The organism is Pseudovibrio sp. W74 (assembly GCF_001623085.1).
Lineage (GTDB): Bacteria > Pseudomonadota > Alphaproteobacteria > Rhizobiales > Stappiaceae > Pseudovibrio.
In genome coordinates this window covers 142,078-160,561 of the sequence record NZ_LMCJ01000004.1, presented here as the reverse complement: position 1 = coordinate 160,561, position 18,484 = coordinate 142,078, and the positions used below count along the sequence as shown (strand labels likewise).

The window sequence follows — 18,484 nt, the reverse complement described above, 5'->3', positions numbered from 1 at the left end:
TTACGCTGGATCAGCCGTGCTCAGTTTCCAGCATTTCACTCCATGTTTTTGGGGTGTCGCCGTTGAGCGGGTTCTTTGCAGAGCGTTTGTACTTGATGGTTTCAAAATGCATGCTCAGTGTGTCTGCCAGCAACAAGCGCCCAACCAGACCTTCACCAAACCCAACGATTTCCTTGATCACCTCAAGCGCCTGCAATGTGCCAACCAGGCCTGTCAAAGCACCCAAAACACCCGCCTCAGTGCAAGTTGGTATGGAGCCAGCCTCAGGGCGTTTGGGGAACAGGCAGCGATAAGTTGGGTTGATGTAATTGCCCTCATCATCGCGCTCAAATGGTTTCAGTAGCGTAACAGAGCCGTCAAACTGGCCCACAGCAGCCGTAACCAAAGGACGGCCAGCATAAAAGCACGCATCCGAAACGAGGTAACGGGTGGCAAAGTTATCAGAGCCATCAACAACGATATGGTAATCGTTGATCAACGCCATTGCATTTTGCCCACTAATGCGTGTCGGATGCGGAACAACGCGCACATTCGGGTTCAGCCGAGCGATCGCCTCCGCCGCACTGGCAACCTTAGGCTCGCCAAGCTTCTCCGTGTCATGGATGATCTGACGCTGAAGGTTAGACAGCGAAACAACGTCATCATCAACAATACCAATGGTGCCAACACCAGCCGCCGCCAGATATTGCAGAACCGGTGCGCCAAGTCCTCCAGCGCCGATTACCAGAACGCGCGCAGCTTTAAGTTTCTGTTGCCCAGGACCACCGACATCTCGCAGGACGATGTGGCGGGCATAACGTTCCAGTTCAGAAGCTGTAAGGGAAAGCAATTGAGACTCCAGTAGTTTAACCGAGCATACGGCTCACCAGTCGGGCTGTGTAATCCACCATGGGAATGACACGCGCATAATTGAGACGAGTCGGCCCGATAACACCAAGAACGCCCACAACGCGCTGTTCACTATCGCGGTATGGAGACACGATCAAGGAAGAACCGGAAAGCGAGAACAGCTTGTTTTCTGACCCGATAAAAATACGTACGCCTTCGCCGCCCTTTGCAAGATCAAGCAGGCGGATCAGTTCACTCTTGTTTTCCAAATCATCAAATAGCAGGCGAATACGCTCCAGATCTTCCTTCGCACCCACATTTTCAAGCAGATTGGAACGACCACGCACGATAAGCGTACCCGGATCGTTTTTATCTCCCCCCCAAACGGCAACACCTGCATCCACCACTTTGGATGTCAACGTATTCAGCTCGGCCTGAAATTCGTTTCGCTGCCGAACAAGTTCAAATTGCGCATCAGCTAGTGTGCGGTTCCGGATGATGGAGTTGAGGTAGTTCGAGGCTTCGGTCAGCGCAGACGGTGGCAGACCAGCGGGCAGGTCGACAACACGGTTTTCAACGGAACCGTCCTCACTCACCAGCACAACAAGTGCTTTAAGCGGCTCAATCTGCACAAACTCGATATGACGAAGAGTGGTGTCTGTCTTGTTGGAAAGAACAACCCCCGCCCCGCGGCTCAGGCCAGATAGCATCTGACTGGCTTCTGTCAGGACCTGCTCCGGTGTTTTCTCACCACCTTTAGCCTTCACCTGAACAGCAATCTGCTCGCGCTCTTCCTTGGTCAGGTCGCCAACTTCCAAAAAACCGTCCACGAACAGACGAAGACCAGACTGCGTCGGCAAGCGTCCAGCACTGGTGTGCGGAGAGTAGAGCAGCCCATGGTGCTCCAGATCTGCCATTACGTTGCGAATAGAGGCCGGAGACAGAGGTTGCGAAAGCCCGCGTGCAAGGTTGCGAGACCCCAACGGTTCGCCGGTATCAAGGTAGTTCTCGACAATGCGCCGGAAGACCTCACGGGAACGTTCATCAAGATCCTCAAGAGGGACAGAAGGAGGAACGCTCGTCACGGTATCGGTACTCCACATCAACAGCAGGTTTGGGCCAAAGCCTGTATTCAATCCCTAACACAGGACAATTGAACAGCCAAAACTCATTTTTAGCAGAAAATAGCCTCTCAAACCAAAACCAGCCTTTGCGCTAACGGCAATCCGCAGCTAAAAGATCCGCAATACCATTTGTGAATTTGTAGCTATTAAGCAACCCGAGGGAGCTTGCCTTGAACCGTCCATCCAAACGTACACCAGAAGAAATGCGTCCAGTCAGCCTGGAGCGCGGTGTTGCCAAACATGCCGAAGGCTCCTGCCTGATCAAATTCGGCGATACCCATGTTCTGTGTACCGCAAGTTTGGAAGAGCGTGTTCCGCCGTGGCTCCGTGGTCAGAACCGTGGCTGGGTAACCGCAGAATACGGCATGCTGCCACGCGCAACTCACGACCGTATGCGCCGTGAATCCTCTGCAGGCAAGCAGTCTGGCCGTACTCAGGAAATCCAGCGCCTCATTGGCCGCTCTCTGCGTGCTGTTGTTGATCTGGGGGCACTGGGCGAGCGTCAGATCTCCGTTGACTGTGATGTCATTCAGGCAGACGGCGGCACCCGTACAGCATCCATCACCGGCGCATGGGTCGCTCTGCACGACTGTCTGAAATGGATGGAAGCGCGCGACATGGTCAAAACCGATAAGGTTCTCAAAGACCACATCGCAGCGATCTCCTGCGGTATCTACGAAGGCACTCCGGTTGCTGATCTGGACTATATCGAAGATTCCTCTGCTGACACTGACGCAAACTTCGTCATGACTGGCAAAGGCGGCATCGTTGAAATTCAGGGTACTGCTGAAGGTGAGCCATTCTCCGAAGAAGAACTCGGCCAGCTCATGGGTCTTGCAAAACAGTCCATTTCCAGACTGGTTGAGCTGCAAAAGCTGACGGTGCTCTGATGCAGGCAGAAACAACAGAAAACCGCCGTCTGGAACCTGGCAAGCTCGTGCTTGCCAGTCACAACAAGGGCAAGCTGCGCGAAATTCAGGACATGCTTGCACCGCATGGCTTTGAAGTTCTCTCTGCTGGTGATCTGGATCTGCCAGAGCCAGTGGAAGATGGTGACACGTTTGAAGCAAACGCTGCAATCAAAGCACTTGCTGCGGCAACGGCCACTGGCCTGCCTGCCCTTGCAGATGACAGCGGTTTTTGTGTAAACGGCCTCAACGGTGATCCGGGCATCTACTCCGCACGTTGGGCTGGGTCAGACAAAGACTTCGGCGTGGCCATGCAGGCCGTGCAGGACAAGCTGACCGAAACGAACGCTACAGACCGGACCGCTTACTTCGTTGCTGTGCTGTGCATGGCATGGCCGGATGGGCGCACTCAGTTCTACCGTGGTGAGATTCATGGTGAACTGGCGTGGCCGCCGCGCGGTCTGGAAGGCTTCGGCTACGATCCAATGTTCGTTCCAGAAGGTTTCGATAGGACCTTCGGTGAGATGGACAAGCAAGAAAAACACAAAACAAAAGAAGGTGAAGCGCTGTCACATCGCGCCCGCGCCTTTGTTAAGTTTCAAAAAGAGTGTTTGCCAGCGTAATGCGTGTTCCCGAAAAGTGGATACCGATTTTCGGATAAGAACTCGTGCGAAATACGTTGGCAATCACAAAGGAAAAAGAATGACTGTGTCACCGGTTGGCGGCTTTGGGATTTACGTGCATTGGCCTTTTTGTTTGGCAAAATGCCCATATTGCGACTTTAACTCCCACGTGCGCCACCAGCCGGTTTCGCAGGAACATTACGCCAAAGCTCTGGCAACAGAGCTGGCACGCTATGCGCAGATGGTGCCGGGTCGCACGGTTGACTCCGTCTTCTTCGGCGGCGGTACACCATCTTTGATGGAGCCGAAAACCGTTGAGACAATCCTCAATGAAGTTGCGCGCCTCTGGCATCTGCCGTCCACCGCTGAAATCTCCATGGAAGCCAACCCAACCAGCGTGGAAGCAACCCGCTTTGCAGGCTATAGATCTGCAGGCGTAAACCGCCTCTCCGTTGGTATTCAGGCGTTGGATGACAAGGAACTGAAGATCCTTGGTCGCCAGCATTCTGTTTCGGAGGCGATTCAAGCTGTTGAAATTGCGCGCAAAACTTTCCCACGCATCTCGTTTGATCTGATCTACGCGCGCCCCGATCAGACCTTGAAGGCATGGGAGCAAGAGCTCAACCGTGCTATCGATCTGGCCGCTGATCACCTCTCCATGTATCAGCTCACCATCGAAAGCGGCACCATGTTCCAGCGCTTGTATGCAGCTGGAAAGCTGGAGATGCTGGACCCTGATCTAGCCGCAGACATGTTTGACCTGACACAGGAGGTCACCGCAGCACGCGGTTTGCCGGCCTATGAGGTCTCAAACCATGCGGCGCCTGACGCTCAGTGCCAGCACAACCTCATTTACTGGCGTTATGGTGATTACGTCGGTGTTGGACCTGGTGCACACGGCCGATTGACGCTGGAAGATGGCACCAAGCTGGCAACCTCGACTGAAAAACATCCGGAAACATGGCTAGGTTTGGTTGAAAGTCAGGGCCACGGCTCTATTTCTGAAGACATACTTGGTCATGGCGAGCAGGGTGACGAGTTGTTGTTGATGGGTATGCGATTGCATGAAGGCATTGACGTACCACGTTATGAACAGCTCTCTGGCCGTCAGTTCAAACCGCAGAGATTGTTAAATCTGCAGGAAAACGGCATGGTAGAATGGGTGAGCAACACTCGCCTGCGTGCAACGCAAGCAGGCTTTCCCCTACTGGATGCCGTAATTGCTGAGCTGGCTTCCGATTAGCATTCCCAAATAAAATTCATTAGCGATTTCAACTTAGTGAAATAATTGCAGTCGAATTACTCGATTCGATTGGGGTATTAATTTACATATTGTGCAATGCAACATAATTGATTACACTGACATGCACCTCAGCGATGGTGAAGAACCTATTGATCTTCAATGCAAGTTAAGGTTGGTTTGAATTTCTCCATGAGTCTATGTTGCTGAAAAGGTATAGAGCTGTCTATACTTTTGCGGTGCAGCACTTCGGGCTAAAGTGTATTCGTGTTGCGGAAATCAAGAATTACATGAACAAGAGTTGGCTGAAGCGAACGTCTTGGGAGGAAACATTCTGTGCTGTTCTACCACTTGTATGAAATGAACCATGCAGCGATGTCCCCTGTCCGGGCTGCAGCAGACATGACAAGATTGTGCTTTCAAAACCCGCTCAATCCCATGTCACACACGCAGGTTGGTCGCACGGTTGCTGCATCCTGTGAGATGCTTGAGCGCGTAACCCGTCGTTATGGCAAGCCGGAGTTTGAGCTCGACACCACTGTCGTGGATGGTAAAGAAGTAGACATCACGGAAGAAATCATCTGGGCGAAACCATTTTGCGGCCTGTTACACTTCAAGCGTGATTTACCTCAAAGCAGAAAAGACGATCCTAAAATTCTGATCGTCTCACCCATGTCTGGCCACTATGCAACTCTTCTGCGCGGCACTGTTGAAGCCTTACTGCCAAATCTGGATGTTTACATCACGGACTGGGAAGACGCGCGACAGGTGCCTGTAGCTGATGGCCGTTTCGACCTGGACGATTACATCGAATACATCATGCAGATGCTGCATTATCTGGGGCCAAATACGCACGTTCTGGCGGTTTGCCAGCCATCCGTTCCAGTTTATGCCGCCGTTGCCTTGATGGAAGAGAACGGAGACAAATGCGCTCCGGCGACTATGACGCTGATGGGTGGCCCAATTGACACCCGCGAAGCGCCAACCGCCGTGAATGATCTGGCCGTCGAAAAAGGTATCGATTGGTTCAAGCGCAATGTTGTTATGGAAGTTCCTTTTCCGCACAAAGGCTTCACACGACAGGTTTATCCGGGCTTCCTCCAGCTCTCTGGCTTCATGAGCATGAATCTGGACCGGCACATGGTTGCCCATCGCGATTTCTTCCAGCATCTGATTGAGGGTGATGGTGACAGCGCTGAGAAGCATCGTGACTTCTATGATGAATATCTCGCTGTTATGGATCTGACCTCCGAATTCTATCTCCAAACCGTGGAGACCGTGTTCATCGAGCATTCGTTGCCAAAAGGCGAAATGATGCATCGTGGCAAGATGGTTGATCCGAAAAAGATCACCGGCACGGCGCTGTTTACCGTTGAAGGCGAAAACGACGACATTTCTGGTGTTGGCCAAACCCAAGCGGCTCAAAAGCTGGCTGAAAACATCCCATCCAACCGCCGGTTGCACTACATCCAGCCCGGTGTAGGCCACTACGGTGTGTTTAACGGTTCAAAGTATCGTTCAGAAATCGCGCCACGTATCGTCAAGTTCATTCAGGATAATCCAAGAAACGTGCGTGCGGAGCAAGTTTCCAAACGTGCAGCGAAAAAGACCCTGCGTGAAAACACCTCTGAGAAAATTGCGGGTGATCCACTACGCGAAATCCTGCTTGCTGAGCCAAAAGGCGCTGCAGATGACCTGCAGTTGATCAGCGGTGTTGGACCTAAACTAGAGCGGGCTTTGAACGGCGCAGGTATCTTCCACTACTGGCAAATTGCAAATCTGACAGAACATCAGGCCGCGGCGCTGGACGATCGTTTGGATATTCGCGGACGCATGGTTCGGGATAATTGGGTTGAGCAGGCACGCCGTCTCAATGAAACAGTGCATTCCAACTGAACGTAAGTGAAGATAACCCATCGTCTAATAAAATTTCATTCTATCTCTTGAAAGTAAAATAAAATCATCCCATCTCAAGCTTGTTGATTTGAGAAAGGGGTGATTTTAATGAATGTAAATGCAATAAAACCCTCCTGGAATCCTCTAAGTATTGCACTTATGGTTCTTGGATTCGTAGTTTTCTGGCCTCTTGGCCTTGCTATGCTTGCCTACATCTTATGGGGCGACAACTTAAATGGCTGGAAGCGTGAAGCTAAATGCCAGTGGAATCGTAGCAACTTGAAAAATACGATGGACAATATGCAAAATGCGACCCGCAGCGGTAATGCTGCATTTGACGACTACCGTGAAAAAGAGCTGACCCGCTTGGAAGAAGAGCGCAGAAAGCTTGATAGCATGCGTCAGGAATTCGATGATTACATGAACGACCTGCGTCGGGCTAAAGATCAGGAAGAATTCGACCGCTTCATGAGAAACCGCCACAACCGTCCTGGTGAGCCATCTGCTGGTGAAGCAATCTAGTGGTTCTCAAAGGCTCATAACAAGCATCTGGTGCTCTGCTTTTGCAGGGCACCCTTTTGTGCGTTGAGGCTTACTCGCAAAGCAACACACACGCTAAAGTAATTCGCACTGGTCGACTTTCAAATCGCCCCTTTCTCTGCAATAACGAGAGCGACCAGTGCAATTTTTGAGGTGATATGGGGTTTTTTGCGACAAAGGTTTTGCCGGAGTTTATTGAGGTGGATCTGGGGCATAAGCCTCTGCAAATCCGCCTGAAACGCAACTCCAGAGCAAAGCGCTATATCCTTAGAATTCCCCCTGGAGACCCAACACCTGTCATCACTGTTCCTGCTCGCGGCAATCTGAAAACAGCCCAGGATTTCGCCAACCGGCAAGTCGAGTGGCTGAAGCAAAGATTGGGCTCTCGTCCGAATATCATCAAATTTGAAGAGGGCGCCCGCATCCCTATAAAAGGTGTCCTGCACACCTTGCGGTCTTCTGGCAAACTGCGTGGGCTTGCGAAGCTTGACCTTGAAGAAGAGACGGATGAACCGCTGTTGTTACTGCCGGGCGAAACCCAAAGCTTTCATCGTAAAACCAAAGACTTTCTGCGCAAATCAGCCAAAGAAGCTCTTGAGGCACACGTACAACACTTCACAAAGAAGCTTGGATGCAACTATCATAGCATCACACTACGAGACACTAAGAGCCGTTGGGGATCCTGCTCGTATGATGGGAAACTATCGTTCTCCTGGCGCCTTGTGATGGCACCACCCGACATTTTGGAGTACGTAGCCGCTCACGAAGTTGCTCACTTGGTGAAACTGGATCATTCACCAGAGTTCTGGCGTGTTTGCGAGCAGTTAGCACCCCACACAAAGCAAGCCCAACGCTGGCTCAAAGAGCACGGCTCTCAACTTCACCTTTACGGACAGGAATAGCTAGCCACCGCCAAACAACCTTCCAAGCAGGTCCAGGGGGCTTGTGCTGGAGTTGTTTTGCGGGCGCGGAGCTGTTGTTGCTTGAACAGCAGGCCTTGGTGGCTGTGGTTGCTGAGGAGCTGCCAAAAATGTTGGTTGACGACGCGTAGGCGCGGTACCCGGCTTTAGCAATGGTGATGTTTCCGCAAGATTAATCGGCACCCCCGGCAGTCTGGCAATCGGGATATCCTGATGCTCTGTCTCCATCACCCATGCCCAGATTTCTGCTGGCAGTGTACCCCCACTCACCTTCTTCATTGGCTTGTTGTTGTCGTTTCCAAGCCAAACCGCAGTGGTGAGTGAGTTTGTATAACCAATGAACCACGCATCTTTGTAGCCTTGCGTTGTACCGGTTTTGCCTCCCGCCGGTCGTCCAGCCAACAGCGCGCGTTTTCCTGTGCCTCCATAGACTGTTTGTGCCATCATAATATTGATTTCACTCAGCTTATCTCCGCGAACAACGCGTCCTGTACCATCACCGGAACGGCGATAAAGCACTTTACCATGTTCATTTCGAATTTGCCGTACCACATGAGGAACGACACCATATCCGCCATTGGAGAAAGGCACATACGCAGCTGCAATCTCAAGCGGGGTAACCTCTGAAGTTCCAAGAGCGATGGACGGATTGGACTTGAGCGCAGATGTAATGCCCAGACGACGTGCTGTACGCGCCACGTTGGCCGGACCAACCTCATGCGCCAGCTTTGCTGCAACGGTGTTGATCGAAAATGCAAGCGCTTGCGTCAGTGTCACATCGCCGTAGTATCGCTTGGTGTAGTTCTTCGGCGTCCAGCCCCTGTAGGTGACACGAGCATCCCTGCGGACAGTATTAGGGGTCATACCCCGTTCCAATGCCGCAAGATAAACAAACGGTTTGAAGGCGGATCCCGGCTGTCTGCGTGCATAAACAGCGCGGTTGAACTGGCTTTTCCGATAATCAACACCACCAACCAGAGCACGGATTGCACCACTGCGATTGAGCGTAACAACCGCGCCTTGTGTGACATTAAACTCTTGGCGAGACTCCGCAATTCGAGTGGTCAGCGCCGTTTCTGCCGCTTGCTGCATGTCCCAATCGATGGTGGTATCGACGATGATGTCCTCGCCAATAGAGCCGACGAAGCCAGGTAGCAACTCCATCACATAATCAGCGACATAATTGCCACTGCTGCTGTTATGGCTTGTGACCACGTTCGCCGGGTTGAACAGGGCATTCTTAGCGTCATCAGCGGTGATGAAGCCAGCCTTATGCATTGATGCGATCACCACCTGCGCACGACCCTCTGCAAGAGCGGCATTGCGTGTGGGGGCATATTTACTAGGTGCTTTCAGAAGTCCTGCAATGGTTGCCGCTTCAGCAAGATTGATGAGATGAGCGGATTTGCCAAAGTAAACCCGCGAGGCGGCATCAACACCATAAGCCCCGGCACCGAGATACACCCGGTTAAGGTACATCTCCAGAATTTCGTCCTTGCTGTAATTCCACTCCAACCACAGCGCCATCACCACTTCCTGCATCTTGCGTTGCATGGTGCGCTCAGGCTTTAGGAACAGGTTCTTCGCCAGCTGCTGTGTGAGTGTTGATCCGCCCTGTACAGTTCGCCCGCTGGTGTAGTTGACAAATGCAGCGCGGGCGAGACCAATTGGATCGATGCCGAAATGATACCTGAACCGCCTGTCTTCAATAGCCATTACAGCTTCAGGCAGATACGTAGGCAACTGCTCAAGACGGACGGCCTCTCCGCCGGTATCTCCACGATTGGCAATCAAAGTGCCGTTTGCTGAAACGATGCGCACGTTAGGTGGGCGTTGCGGAACAGCCCACTCCGATGCTGGTGGCAAATGCGCAGCGTAATAGGTGAGAATACCGCCAACAACGACGATCCCCCAAATGCCAAGTACGACGCTCCAATACATGGAAAAGCGAAAGGACTTCCACAAGAACCGTCGAAACTTGCTTTGGCTCTTTGGCTTGCCAGAGGAGGTTGCTGCATCAAGAGCTGCCAGTGTCTGTTGACGTGCCTTGCGGCTAGGCTTTTTGGCAGGCTTCTTGACTGGCGCTCCTTGCGCAGGTCTGGCACGTTGAGGTGCAGGTTTTCTGGCCTGTGCCGTTGGGTTTTGCGGTGAAGAGCGTTGCCCTGATGATGATTGCTTGCTTGGAGCGTTGGTTTTGCTCGGGCGGCGAATATAATCTTCCACCTCGTCCGGACGCAATGCGACGCCTTGTAAGCGTGGGCGTTGAGGTTGTGCTGGGCGTTTAAGACGCTGTCCCTCAGGGTGTTGAGGCGGCCTGCCGGAAGGGCGTTGCCCGGGGCGCACTGGCCTCCGTTTTTTGCCATTTCCATTTTGGCCTGTCGCCATAACTTTAAAACACCCCAGTACCAATCACTCAAATTTTGGGCAAATATTGCCATTAAAGATTGAGCAAGCCTGAACAAACTCAGGCTACTGACCGCTTGGGAGGGAGGTCGCAACCTGGATACAAAACACGAACGATTTTAGGGAAACACGCTTAATTGAGCGTTAAGCTATTGAGGTGAATTGCGCGGAGTTGGCCGGGAAATGCCACAAATATGAAGAGATGTTAGCGCTTCTACGCAAATAAAAAAGGGCGGAAACCCGCCCTCTCCATTTTGAGATACTAGTAGCTCTGTGATCAGCTGGAATACCGGCTGGCATCTTGACCATAGTAGTTCACATAGCGTGAGTTCAGCTTGGACACTGGCATGATGATCAAAACATCAGTGGTACCGAACTGGTGATCAACAACTGCTCCGTTACCGATATAGGCGCCAAGGCGTAGATATCCTTTAATCAGCGGTGGTAGAGAACGTAGCGCAGCGCGTTGATCCACCTGATCTTTCGCAATGCGGTTCATTTCTACATACTGGTCCGGCAGTGCTGATACATGCCATTCTTCTGGCGCACTAGCAAAATGATGCAGGAAGGAAAGCTGCTCAGCAAGAAGATCAGGATCAGTACCTTCGATAGAGGCACAGCCAATCATAACATCTACATTATTCGTCAGCACATAAGACCAGATGCCATGCCATAGCAATTCTACGGTCTTCTTGGTGCGATAAGGTTTCAAAACACAAGAACGACCGAGTTCCATGAAATTCAGATCACTGTGACGATCCAGAATCCCTTGAATATCAAACTCGCCTGCTGTGTAGAAACCGCCATTGAGCTGTGCAAGTTCCTGACGGAGCAATCGGTAAGTGCCTACGATCTGCGGCTTGAGTTTGGAAAATGGTTTGTTGCGAACCTGACTGTTGTGATCAACGACCAATAGATGATCACAAATCTCGTCATAACTGTCGCGATCAAGACGCGATAACTGAGTTTGTGCATCTGCAATAGCGGACATCTCTTCGTAAAACACTTCGTAGCGTAAACGCTGAGATTGCTTGAGTTCTTTGGCTCCGTTGGAAAGACGAACCTCGAGTGGGCCGACCTTACCGAGGCTTTGTCCTGCCTCCGGTATTTTTCCAAGCATTGCCTGAGGGATCCACCGCGGCGCAGGTCGCCCTGACAGCTTACTCGGTGTGAACTTTTTTAGGACTTTCATCGGGGAAATATGTCCAGATCCAGCCATACTATTATTATCTCATATTGCTTAGGTGCTTAAGAAACATTGCAATAATGAGAACGCCTTTCTGAATTTGCACCAATTGAGTCACCCATGTCAATTTTGGGTAGTCAATCTGTGATATAAGCCCATTTTAGGACAGTTGAGTGACACAACACCAACATTTACCCGCGTAACGACGCTCACATTTGCTAAACAATGCTGCGGTCGCGGTTAATCTGAGTATAACAACCGCCTCGTGATATTGAACAGGCTAAATATACCGAGCTATCCCTTAGCATAGCGTTTTAAAACAGCCTCAAGATCCTGCTTTTTTAGGGGTTTGCTTAAAAAACCGTCTGCTCCGGCCTTAATAGCCTCTTCTTTTGCCTCCGGCATAACATCTGCTGAAACAACATAAATTGGCACTTGCGACGCAGATTTGTCTTCCCTGCCTCTAATTTTGGAGATGGCTTCAAGTCCATCCAGACCGGGCATGTGCAGATCCATAAGCACAATATCAAACGTGCCGCTGGCACAGAGCGAAACAGCCTTATGCCCATCCTCCGCAAGCTCCGATCTGTGGCCCAGTTTGTCCAGTAGTGCTTGAACCAGCATCCAGTTAATTGGATTATCTTCGGCCACTAATACATTGAGATTTGTGTTTTGGCCTTGCTGTATAGGCGCCACCTCTTTTTCTATTACATCGTTATCTACCGCGTCAGTCTGCAGCAAACCGGGGGAGAGTACCCGAAGCAGTGAGCTGCGACGAACAGGACGGGTCAAGTAACCAGAAAACTCCCCGGTCTTGATATCTGCAATCCGCGCCCGCTCCTGTGGTTTAATGAGGACAAAGATCTCTGGCGCACTCTCAGATTGCTGCCCATAGAATTTGCGAATGCGTCCCACAAATTCTTCACCAACAAGCAAACGGTCAAAAGGTGGCGTTAGAGGCAATTCTTCGAGCTCGTCTACTTCCAGAACCTTGGTGTGAATGAACCCGCTGGTGTTGAGCGTTTTATGGACAAGGCTGGCTTCAATCTGATTGCTGGTTACGATCGCGATGCGATCTTCATGACTTTCGGCAGGGTCTGCAGAAATCTCATCAACAGGCATCTCAAGAAGGAAGGTGGAGCCGCAACCCAACTGACTCTGAACGGTGAGTGAACTTCCCATTAGCTCAGCCAGCCGTTTGGAAATTGCCAGACCCAGGCCAGCTCCATCGAACTTGCGATCGCGGCCATACTCACCCTGTTCAAATTCCCGGAAGATGCGAGCTGCAGTGATTTCATCCATGCCAGGGCCAGTATCTTTAATGGCGAACTCTAGCAAATGATGGCCTGTGGTATCAGTAGCGACTTTCAGGACTAATGAAACACCGCCCTCTTCTGTAAATTTGATCGCGTTTCCAACCAGATTGTATAGGATTTGCTGTAATCGTGCAGGGTCGCTCTGAATGGTATCTGGAACGGATGGACTGATAAATGAACCAATCTGCAACCCCTTTGCATGAGCTTTGGGAGAGAGCAACTCCACAACGCGCTCCACTAGCGGAGTAAGCTCAACACTGCCAGATTCCAATTCCAGCTTACCCGCTTCGATCTTGGAGTAATCAAGAACCTCATCAATAAGCATTAAAAGTGTGGAGCCTGAAGTTCTGATCGCATTAATATAGTTTTGCTGCTCTGCAGTGGTTGTCGTGTCATCCAACAAATCTGCCATGCCCAAGACGCCGTTTAAGGGCGTACGAATTTCGTGACTGACCATCGCAAGAAAACGAGATTTTGCCTCACTAGCATTTGCTGCATGGTCGCGGTCTTCGCGTAGCTTTTGTTCAGCTTGTCGCCTGTCTGTGACATCCGTCAGGATCCACTGAATGATCGGAGCACCGCCGCTGCCATCGCGAATACTCAGGCGCAGGAGTGAATACCAGCGAGTGCCGTGTTTTGTGCGCAAAGCAACGTCTTCGGTTGCTCCAGCAGCCCCTTCCTCAAGGTCGGGTGTGAAGTCTTCAGCATAGGGCAGATGAATAGCCCGCCCGACTTCAACACCAAATCCAGTCGGAAAATTGCGTTTGCCTGCATCATTCACGGAAAGCACCAGGCCTTCGCTGTCACAACGGATCACGATAGCGCCCAGCGCATCCAGAATAGAGCGGTGCCGATCATCTGCTTCGCGCAGTTGCCAGTCAGCATCACTGGCTAATTCGGATGGATCTTCAAGTTGTTCAACTTCACTGCGGATCTGAGCTGTTTTCCAGCTTTGTGCGATAACATCACTTGCCGGAAATCGGCGAAACAACACGGCGCCAGCTCCAAAGGCAAGCAATACAACATAGAGGCTTTGTGCAGATCGCCAATCAGTCAGCAGCAGCGCAATCAGCAAGCATATAACGCCCACGAAAATGGAGAGGCTCTTTAGAACAAAGGAGGATTTCTCGGTGATTTCGCTTTGCTTAATCAGAGACACGCGGGCCTGAGTAACAACATGGGTGCTCTCCTCAGTTTTTAGTCTCCGTTTCAACACTGCTTTTGCTCCACCCGAACTATTTCGGTAAATCAGTAAAATTCAATTGGTAGGATATAACAGATTACGCGGCGGCCAAATAGGCGGAAGAGCGCTTGAAGCTCAGGGCCTCGGCCAGGTGAATACGCTGAACGGAATCTGACCCGTCCATATCTGCAATTGTCCGCGATAGTTTCAGAACCCGATGGTAGCCACGTGCAGAAAGACCAAACTGTATGGATGCCTGTTCAATCAACTCCTTACTGCCCTGATCCAGCGCAACAATTTGCTCAATGGTCCGCGCGCTGGCATGTGCATTGACGGTGATGTCTAGTCCAAGGGAGACATAACGGGCTTGCTGAATTGTACGAGCACGTGCCACACGTTGAGCAACCACTTCCGAGCTCTCTGAAGTGTGCGGGCTGATCAGGTCTCTTGCAGAAACTGCGGGAACATGAAGTTGCAGATCCATCCGATCAAGAAACGGCCCGGAAACTCGCGACTGATAAGAACTGGCGCATTTATCGCCTCGCCTGCAAGTGTGCCCCGGTTCTCCTGCATAACCGCAACGGCAAGGGTTCATCGCGGCAACCACTTGCACCATAGATGGGTAGCTCACACGATAATTGGCACGAACAATCGTCGCCACACCGTTCTCAATAGGCTGTCTCAAGCTGTCCAGAACGGAACTATCGAACTCTGGCAGTTCATCCAAAAAAAGTACACCATTGTGAGCCATGGACACTTCGCCGGGTCTGGCTTTTATGCCACCGCCAACCAGTGAGGCCATGGAGGCAGAGTGATGCGGTGCCCGGAAGGGACGTTGATTGCTCAAGGCACCATCTTCCAGCTCACCTGATATGGAAGCGATCATGGAAACTTCCAGCAGTTCGCGCGCTGATAGTGGCGGTAAAAGAGCAGGTAACCTGCTCGCGAGTAAGGTCTTTCCAGAGCCTGGAGGGCCAATCATCATCAGGTTATGAGAGCCAGCCGCTGCAATCTCCAGTGCTCGCTTCGCTGTTTCTTGCCCTCGAATATCGGCAAGGTCTAATGAACTAGCAGCTTGTGGAGAGCTACGCGGTTTTGGGGCAGAAAGAGTAATGTCACCTTTCAAGGCGCGGTAGAGCTGAACCAGTGATCCCGCAGCCATAATTTTCAGGTTCTCATCCGCCCATGCCGCTTCAGAGCCGCAACTTGCTGGACAAATCAAACCTTTCCCGTTTGCAACAGCAGCGATTGCAGCTGGAAGGGCTCCGTTCACGTGCGAAATGCTGCCATCTAGTGAGAGCTCACCCAGAACGAGGAAGCCTTCGACAGCTTCCGCAGGCAGTGCCCCCATCGCCACTAAGAGGCCAAGCGCAATCGGAAGGTCATAATGAGATCCTTCCTTAGGTAGGTCAGCCGGAGCCAGATTAACCGTCACACGTTTGGCTGGTAGCGCGAGGCCGGAAGCAATGAGTGCTGACCGAACCCGCTCCTTGCTCTCTGCAATCGCCTTATCGGGCAGGCCAACAAGAGTGAAATAGACAGAACCGGGGCTAATCTGGACCTGCACGTCAACATTTGCAGCGTCGACACCCTGAAAGGAAACGGTAGAGATGCGAGCGAACACCAGACACTCCTGCGACCACAATTTATCATCATTGTAGTAATTAAGCAGGAACGAACAGGAAACACACAAGCCTTGAATACTCAGAAATACGAAAGCCCCCATAAGAAGCTCTATCTGAAATCTCTGAGTTCATAATTGAAAGTCACTGGGAAAAAGAAAAGCCCTGTCAAACAACAGGGCCCTTGATATTTTTTAGCCTTCAAGCTTTTTCTCAAGCACATCCCAGACCATGCCGGCCACATCTGGCCCGCCCAGCTTCTGGATTGCGCGAATGCCAGTCGGAGCTGTCACGTTGATTTCAGTGAGGTTTCCGTCAATCACATCGATACCAACGAGAATGAGTCCTTGCTCCTTCAGTGTCGGCCCAAGGCGCGCGCAAATCTCTCTTTCGCGCTCAGTCAAATCACTGTCTTTTGGAGACCCACCGCGTACCATGTTGGAGCGCAGGTCACCTTCTGCAGGGACACGGTTTACTGCACCAGCAAACTCGCCATCGACCAACAGAATGCGCTTATCGCCATGTTTCACATTTGGCAGGAACTTCTGAATAACCCAAGGCTCGCGAAATGTGACGGAGAAGAAGTCATAAAGAGAACCGTAGTTCAGGTCATCCTTGGTCACGCGGAAAACAGCAGCTCCGCCATGTCCAAATAACGGCTTCATTACAATATCGCTATGGATATTGCGGAACTCGTCGATCTCTTCGCGATCATGAGTAATCAGCGTTGGTGGCATCAGGTCTGCAAACTGGGTCACAAACAATTTCTCTGGCGCATTACGCACAGAGACTGGATTGTTCAGGACCAGCGTTGTCTCGGAAAGCTTTTCGAGAATATGGGTTGCTGCGATGTAAGCCAGATCAAACGGAGGATCCTGACGCATCAGAACGACATCCATATCAGACATGTCAACGCGCTGAGGCTCACCAAAACTGAAGTGATTGCCAGCTTCGTCGCGCACGGTTACCGGCTCAACGCGGCACATAACCTTTTCACCCCACAGGGCCAGACGCTCTGGTGTGTAATGATACAGCTCATAACCACGGTCCTGCGCTTCTAGCATCAGAGCAAAAGCACTGTCGCCCGCAATGTTGATGGTTGAGATATGGTCCATCTGAACGGCGACTTTAAGCGGCCGCTTGGCACCAGAAGAAGCTGCTTGGGACATGAGGCACTCCTGAAATAACGCTGGGATAGAAATCCATGTAAATAAAAATGGATGTTAGCTGCAGATATGTGGGTCAGAAAGCAATTTGTCTACATTTTTGCGATAAAATATTTGTTTCCTAAAAAATTTCAGCTTCAAAAAGATTAGGGAAGTGCTGGGCTTCTCCATATTTGGGAAGAATAACCGCATCAAATCGCAAGGTTTTTCCAACCACATCGTTGTGATGGGAAACCCATTCTCGAGCGGCATTTGCAATCCTTCGTTGAGAGCGTTGCGTGATTGCATATAAGCCATCATCCACACCCCGCCTGGCTTTCACCTCCACAAACACGATCGTCTGGTCTTGTTCGGCGATCAAATCGATCTCGCCCTGCTTGGTTTTGTAGCGTCTTTCAAGAATCTGCCAGCCCGCTTGGCGAAGCAGCATCTCTGCTTTCAGCTCCGCCTGTAGTCCTTTTCGATAAGCAGCCTGCTTCTTAAGAAGGTTGCTTTTAGTCGCTCTCGGGCTCTTCTGCGGTTCCTGCATTTTTCAGCTCCATAGCACGGGCATAAATCGTCTTTCGATCCACCCCGGTTGCTTTGGAGACTTTCTTCGCTGCTGCGCTTACTGGCATTTCTTTCAATGCCTCGAGCAACAGTTCGTCTGCATCAACCTCGGTCAGTTCCTGCTCTTCAGGTGGTGAGACAAGAATAACAATTTCTCCCTTAGGGCGATCCCCCGAATAGAAATCACTCAGTTCTGCAAGGGTACCACGCTGGAAGGTCTCAAACCGCTTGGTCAGCTCGCGTGCAACAGCTGCTTTACGCTTCCCAAGAATTTCAGTCATATCGACAAGAGAAGCCCCAACTCTGTGAGGGCTCTCATAAAACACCAGTGTCGCCGGAATATCTCTCAGTTCTTCAAGACGTTTCTTTCTGCCGTGGGTCTTATTGGGCAGAAAGCCAGCAAACAAAATAGTGTCAGAGGGTAAACCGGCGCCAACCAGACCGCTCAACATGGCTGAGGCACCTGGAATTGGCACCACCTTGTGTCCGTGCTCCACCACATCACCAACAAGCCGAAAGCCGGGATCAGAGATGAGCGGCGTACCAGCATCGGAAACCAATGCAACGGCTCGTCCAGCACCCAATGCCTCCAAAATCTTAGGCAGTTGCCTGTGAGCATTGTGCTCATGATAGGTCATCATCTGCGTGCGGATGCCATAACGCTGCAACAAGACACCCGTCACACGAGTATCCTCGCAGGCAATAAGATCACAAGCAGCCAAAGTTTCCAGCGCACGGATTGTGATGTCTTGCAAATTGCCGATTGGGGTCGAAACGATGTGCAATCCCGGTTCAATCCGTTTAGCCGTTAGCGAATGCTCGCCAATATAGTATTTCCGCTCGGATGCAGCTTCGGAATGATCCATGGTCGCCTCGTGAGAGCTCCAGAATGGAGCAAGTTTTGCACAGTAGAGAGTGCACATCTAACCAACAAACCGCAAAATGACTAATTACAACGGGGAGTTTTTGACAGAATCCTT

Annotated in this window: 15 protein-coding genes; 6 read left to right on the top strand and 9 right to left on the bottom strand. The window is 51.3% G+C overall.

The window, feature by feature from the left end; genetic code table 11:
- Positions 1-10: 10 nt before the first annotated feature.
- Together PsW74_RS03880 and hrcA are read right to left on the bottom strand one after the other, a co-directional pair.
- Positions 11-829, bottom strand: a complete 819-nt coding sequence (locus PsW74_RS03880; RefSeq protein WP_063286267.1) for a molybdopterin-synthase adenylyltransferase MoeB — start codon at positions 827-829, stop codon at positions 11-13.
- 16 nt (positions 830-845) lie between these two features.
- Complete coding sequence (gene hrcA, locus PsW74_RS03875; RefSeq protein ID WP_063286471.1) at positions 846-1,931, bottom strand: heat-inducible transcriptional repressor HrcA; 1,086 nt, start codon at positions 1,929-1,931, stop codon at positions 846-848.
- A 191-nt stretch (positions 1,932-2,122) separates the two neighbouring features.
- Here hrcA and rph point away from each other — a divergent pair, with 191 nt between their 5' ends.
- From rph to PsW74_RS03845, 6 genes are all read left to right on the top strand, one after another.
- The gene (gene rph / locus PsW74_RS03870) at positions 2,123-2,842 is read left to right on the top strand and encodes a ribonuclease PH (RefSeq protein WP_082830467.1); all 720 of its coding nucleotides are present in this window, start codon (positions 2,123-2,125) and stop codon (positions 2,840-2,842) included.
- On the top strand, positions 2,842-3,483 hold the full coding sequence (gene rdgB, locus PsW74_RS03865; protein ID WP_063286268.1) for an RdgB/HAM1 family non-canonical purine NTP pyrophosphatase: 642 nt from the start codon (positions 2,842-2,844) through the stop codon (positions 3,481-3,483). Before rph ends, rdgB begins: the two co-directional genes overlap by 1 nt.
- Positions 3,484-3,562: 79 nt before the next feature.
- Entirely contained in the window at positions 3,563-4,726 is a 1,164-nt protein-coding gene (hemW, locus tag PsW74_RS03860) for a radical SAM family heme chaperone HemW (protein ID WP_063286269.1), read from the top strand.
- Between the two features lie 333 nt (positions 4,727-5,059).
- Positions 5,060-6,619 (top strand): polyhydroxyalkanoate depolymerase, encoded by a 1,560-nt coding sequence (gene phaZ / locus PsW74_RS03855; RefSeq protein WP_082596818.1) that lies wholly within the window; start codon positions 5,060-5,062, stop codon positions 6,617-6,619.
- A gap of 108 nt (positions 6,620-6,727) precedes the next feature.
- Positions 6,728-7,141, top strand: a complete 414-nt coding sequence (locus tag PsW74_RS03850; protein ID WP_063286270.1) for a DUF2852 domain-containing protein — start codon at positions 6,728-6,730, stop codon at positions 7,139-7,141.
- 176 nt (positions 7,142-7,317) lie between these two features.
- Positions 7,318-8,061, top strand: coding sequence for a SprT family zinc-dependent metalloprotease (locus PsW74_RS03845; protein ID WP_063286271.1), 744 nt, complete (start codon positions 7,318-7,320; stop codon positions 8,059-8,061).
- On the opposite strand, the gene PsW74_RS03840 is transcribed toward PsW74_RS03845, so the two are convergent.
- The 7 genes from PsW74_RS03840 to rsmI all read right to left on the bottom strand — a co-directional run bounded on the left by PsW74_RS03840 (position 8,062) and on the right by rsmI (position 18,370).
- Positions 8,062-10,464, bottom strand: coding sequence for a PBP1A family penicillin-binding protein (locus tag PsW74_RS03840; RefSeq protein ID WP_244271701.1), 2,403 nt, complete (start codon positions 10,462-10,464; stop codon positions 8,062-8,064).
- Between the two features lie 295 nt (positions 10,465-10,759).
- On the bottom strand, positions 10,760-11,602 hold the full coding sequence (locus tag PsW74_RS03835; protein ID WP_153041646.1) for a GNAT family N-acyltransferase: 843 nt from the start codon (positions 11,600-11,602) through the stop codon (positions 10,760-10,762).
- A 360-nt stretch (positions 11,603-11,962) separates the two neighbouring features.
- Positions 11,963-14,197 carry a PAS domain-containing hybrid sensor histidine kinase/response regulator gene (locus PsW74_RS03830; RefSeq protein WP_208987816.1) on the bottom strand — a complete coding sequence of 745 codons (2,235 nt, stop codon included), beginning with the start codon at positions 14,195-14,197 and terminating at the stop codon, positions 11,963-11,965.
- A gap of 67 nt (positions 14,198-14,264) precedes the next feature.
- A complete protein-coding gene (locus tag PsW74_RS03825) occupies positions 14,265-15,791 on the bottom strand; it encodes a YifB family Mg chelatase-like AAA ATPase (RefSeq protein WP_063286475.1) in 1,527 nt (508 codons plus the stop codon).
- 192 nt (positions 15,792-15,983) lie between these two features.
- The gene (gene gshB / locus PsW74_RS03820) at positions 15,984-16,958 is read right to left on the bottom strand and encodes a glutathione synthase (RefSeq protein WP_082830466.1); all 975 of its coding nucleotides are present in this window, start codon (positions 16,956-16,958) and stop codon (positions 15,984-15,986) included.
- 118 nt (positions 16,959-17,076) lie between these two features.
- A complete protein-coding gene (locus PsW74_RS03815; protein ID WP_153041639.1) occupies positions 17,077-17,484 on the bottom strand; it encodes a YraN family protein in 408 nt (135 codons plus the stop codon).
- The gene (rsmI, locus tag PsW74_RS03810) at positions 17,450-18,370 is read right to left on the bottom strand and encodes a 16S rRNA (cytidine(1402)-2'-O)-methyltransferase (RefSeq protein WP_063286273.1); all 921 of its coding nucleotides are present in this window, start codon (positions 18,368-18,370) and stop codon (positions 17,450-17,452) included. Before rsmI ends, PsW74_RS03815 begins: the two co-directional genes overlap by 35 nt.
- Between the last annotated feature and the right edge of the window lie 114 nt (positions 18,371-18,484).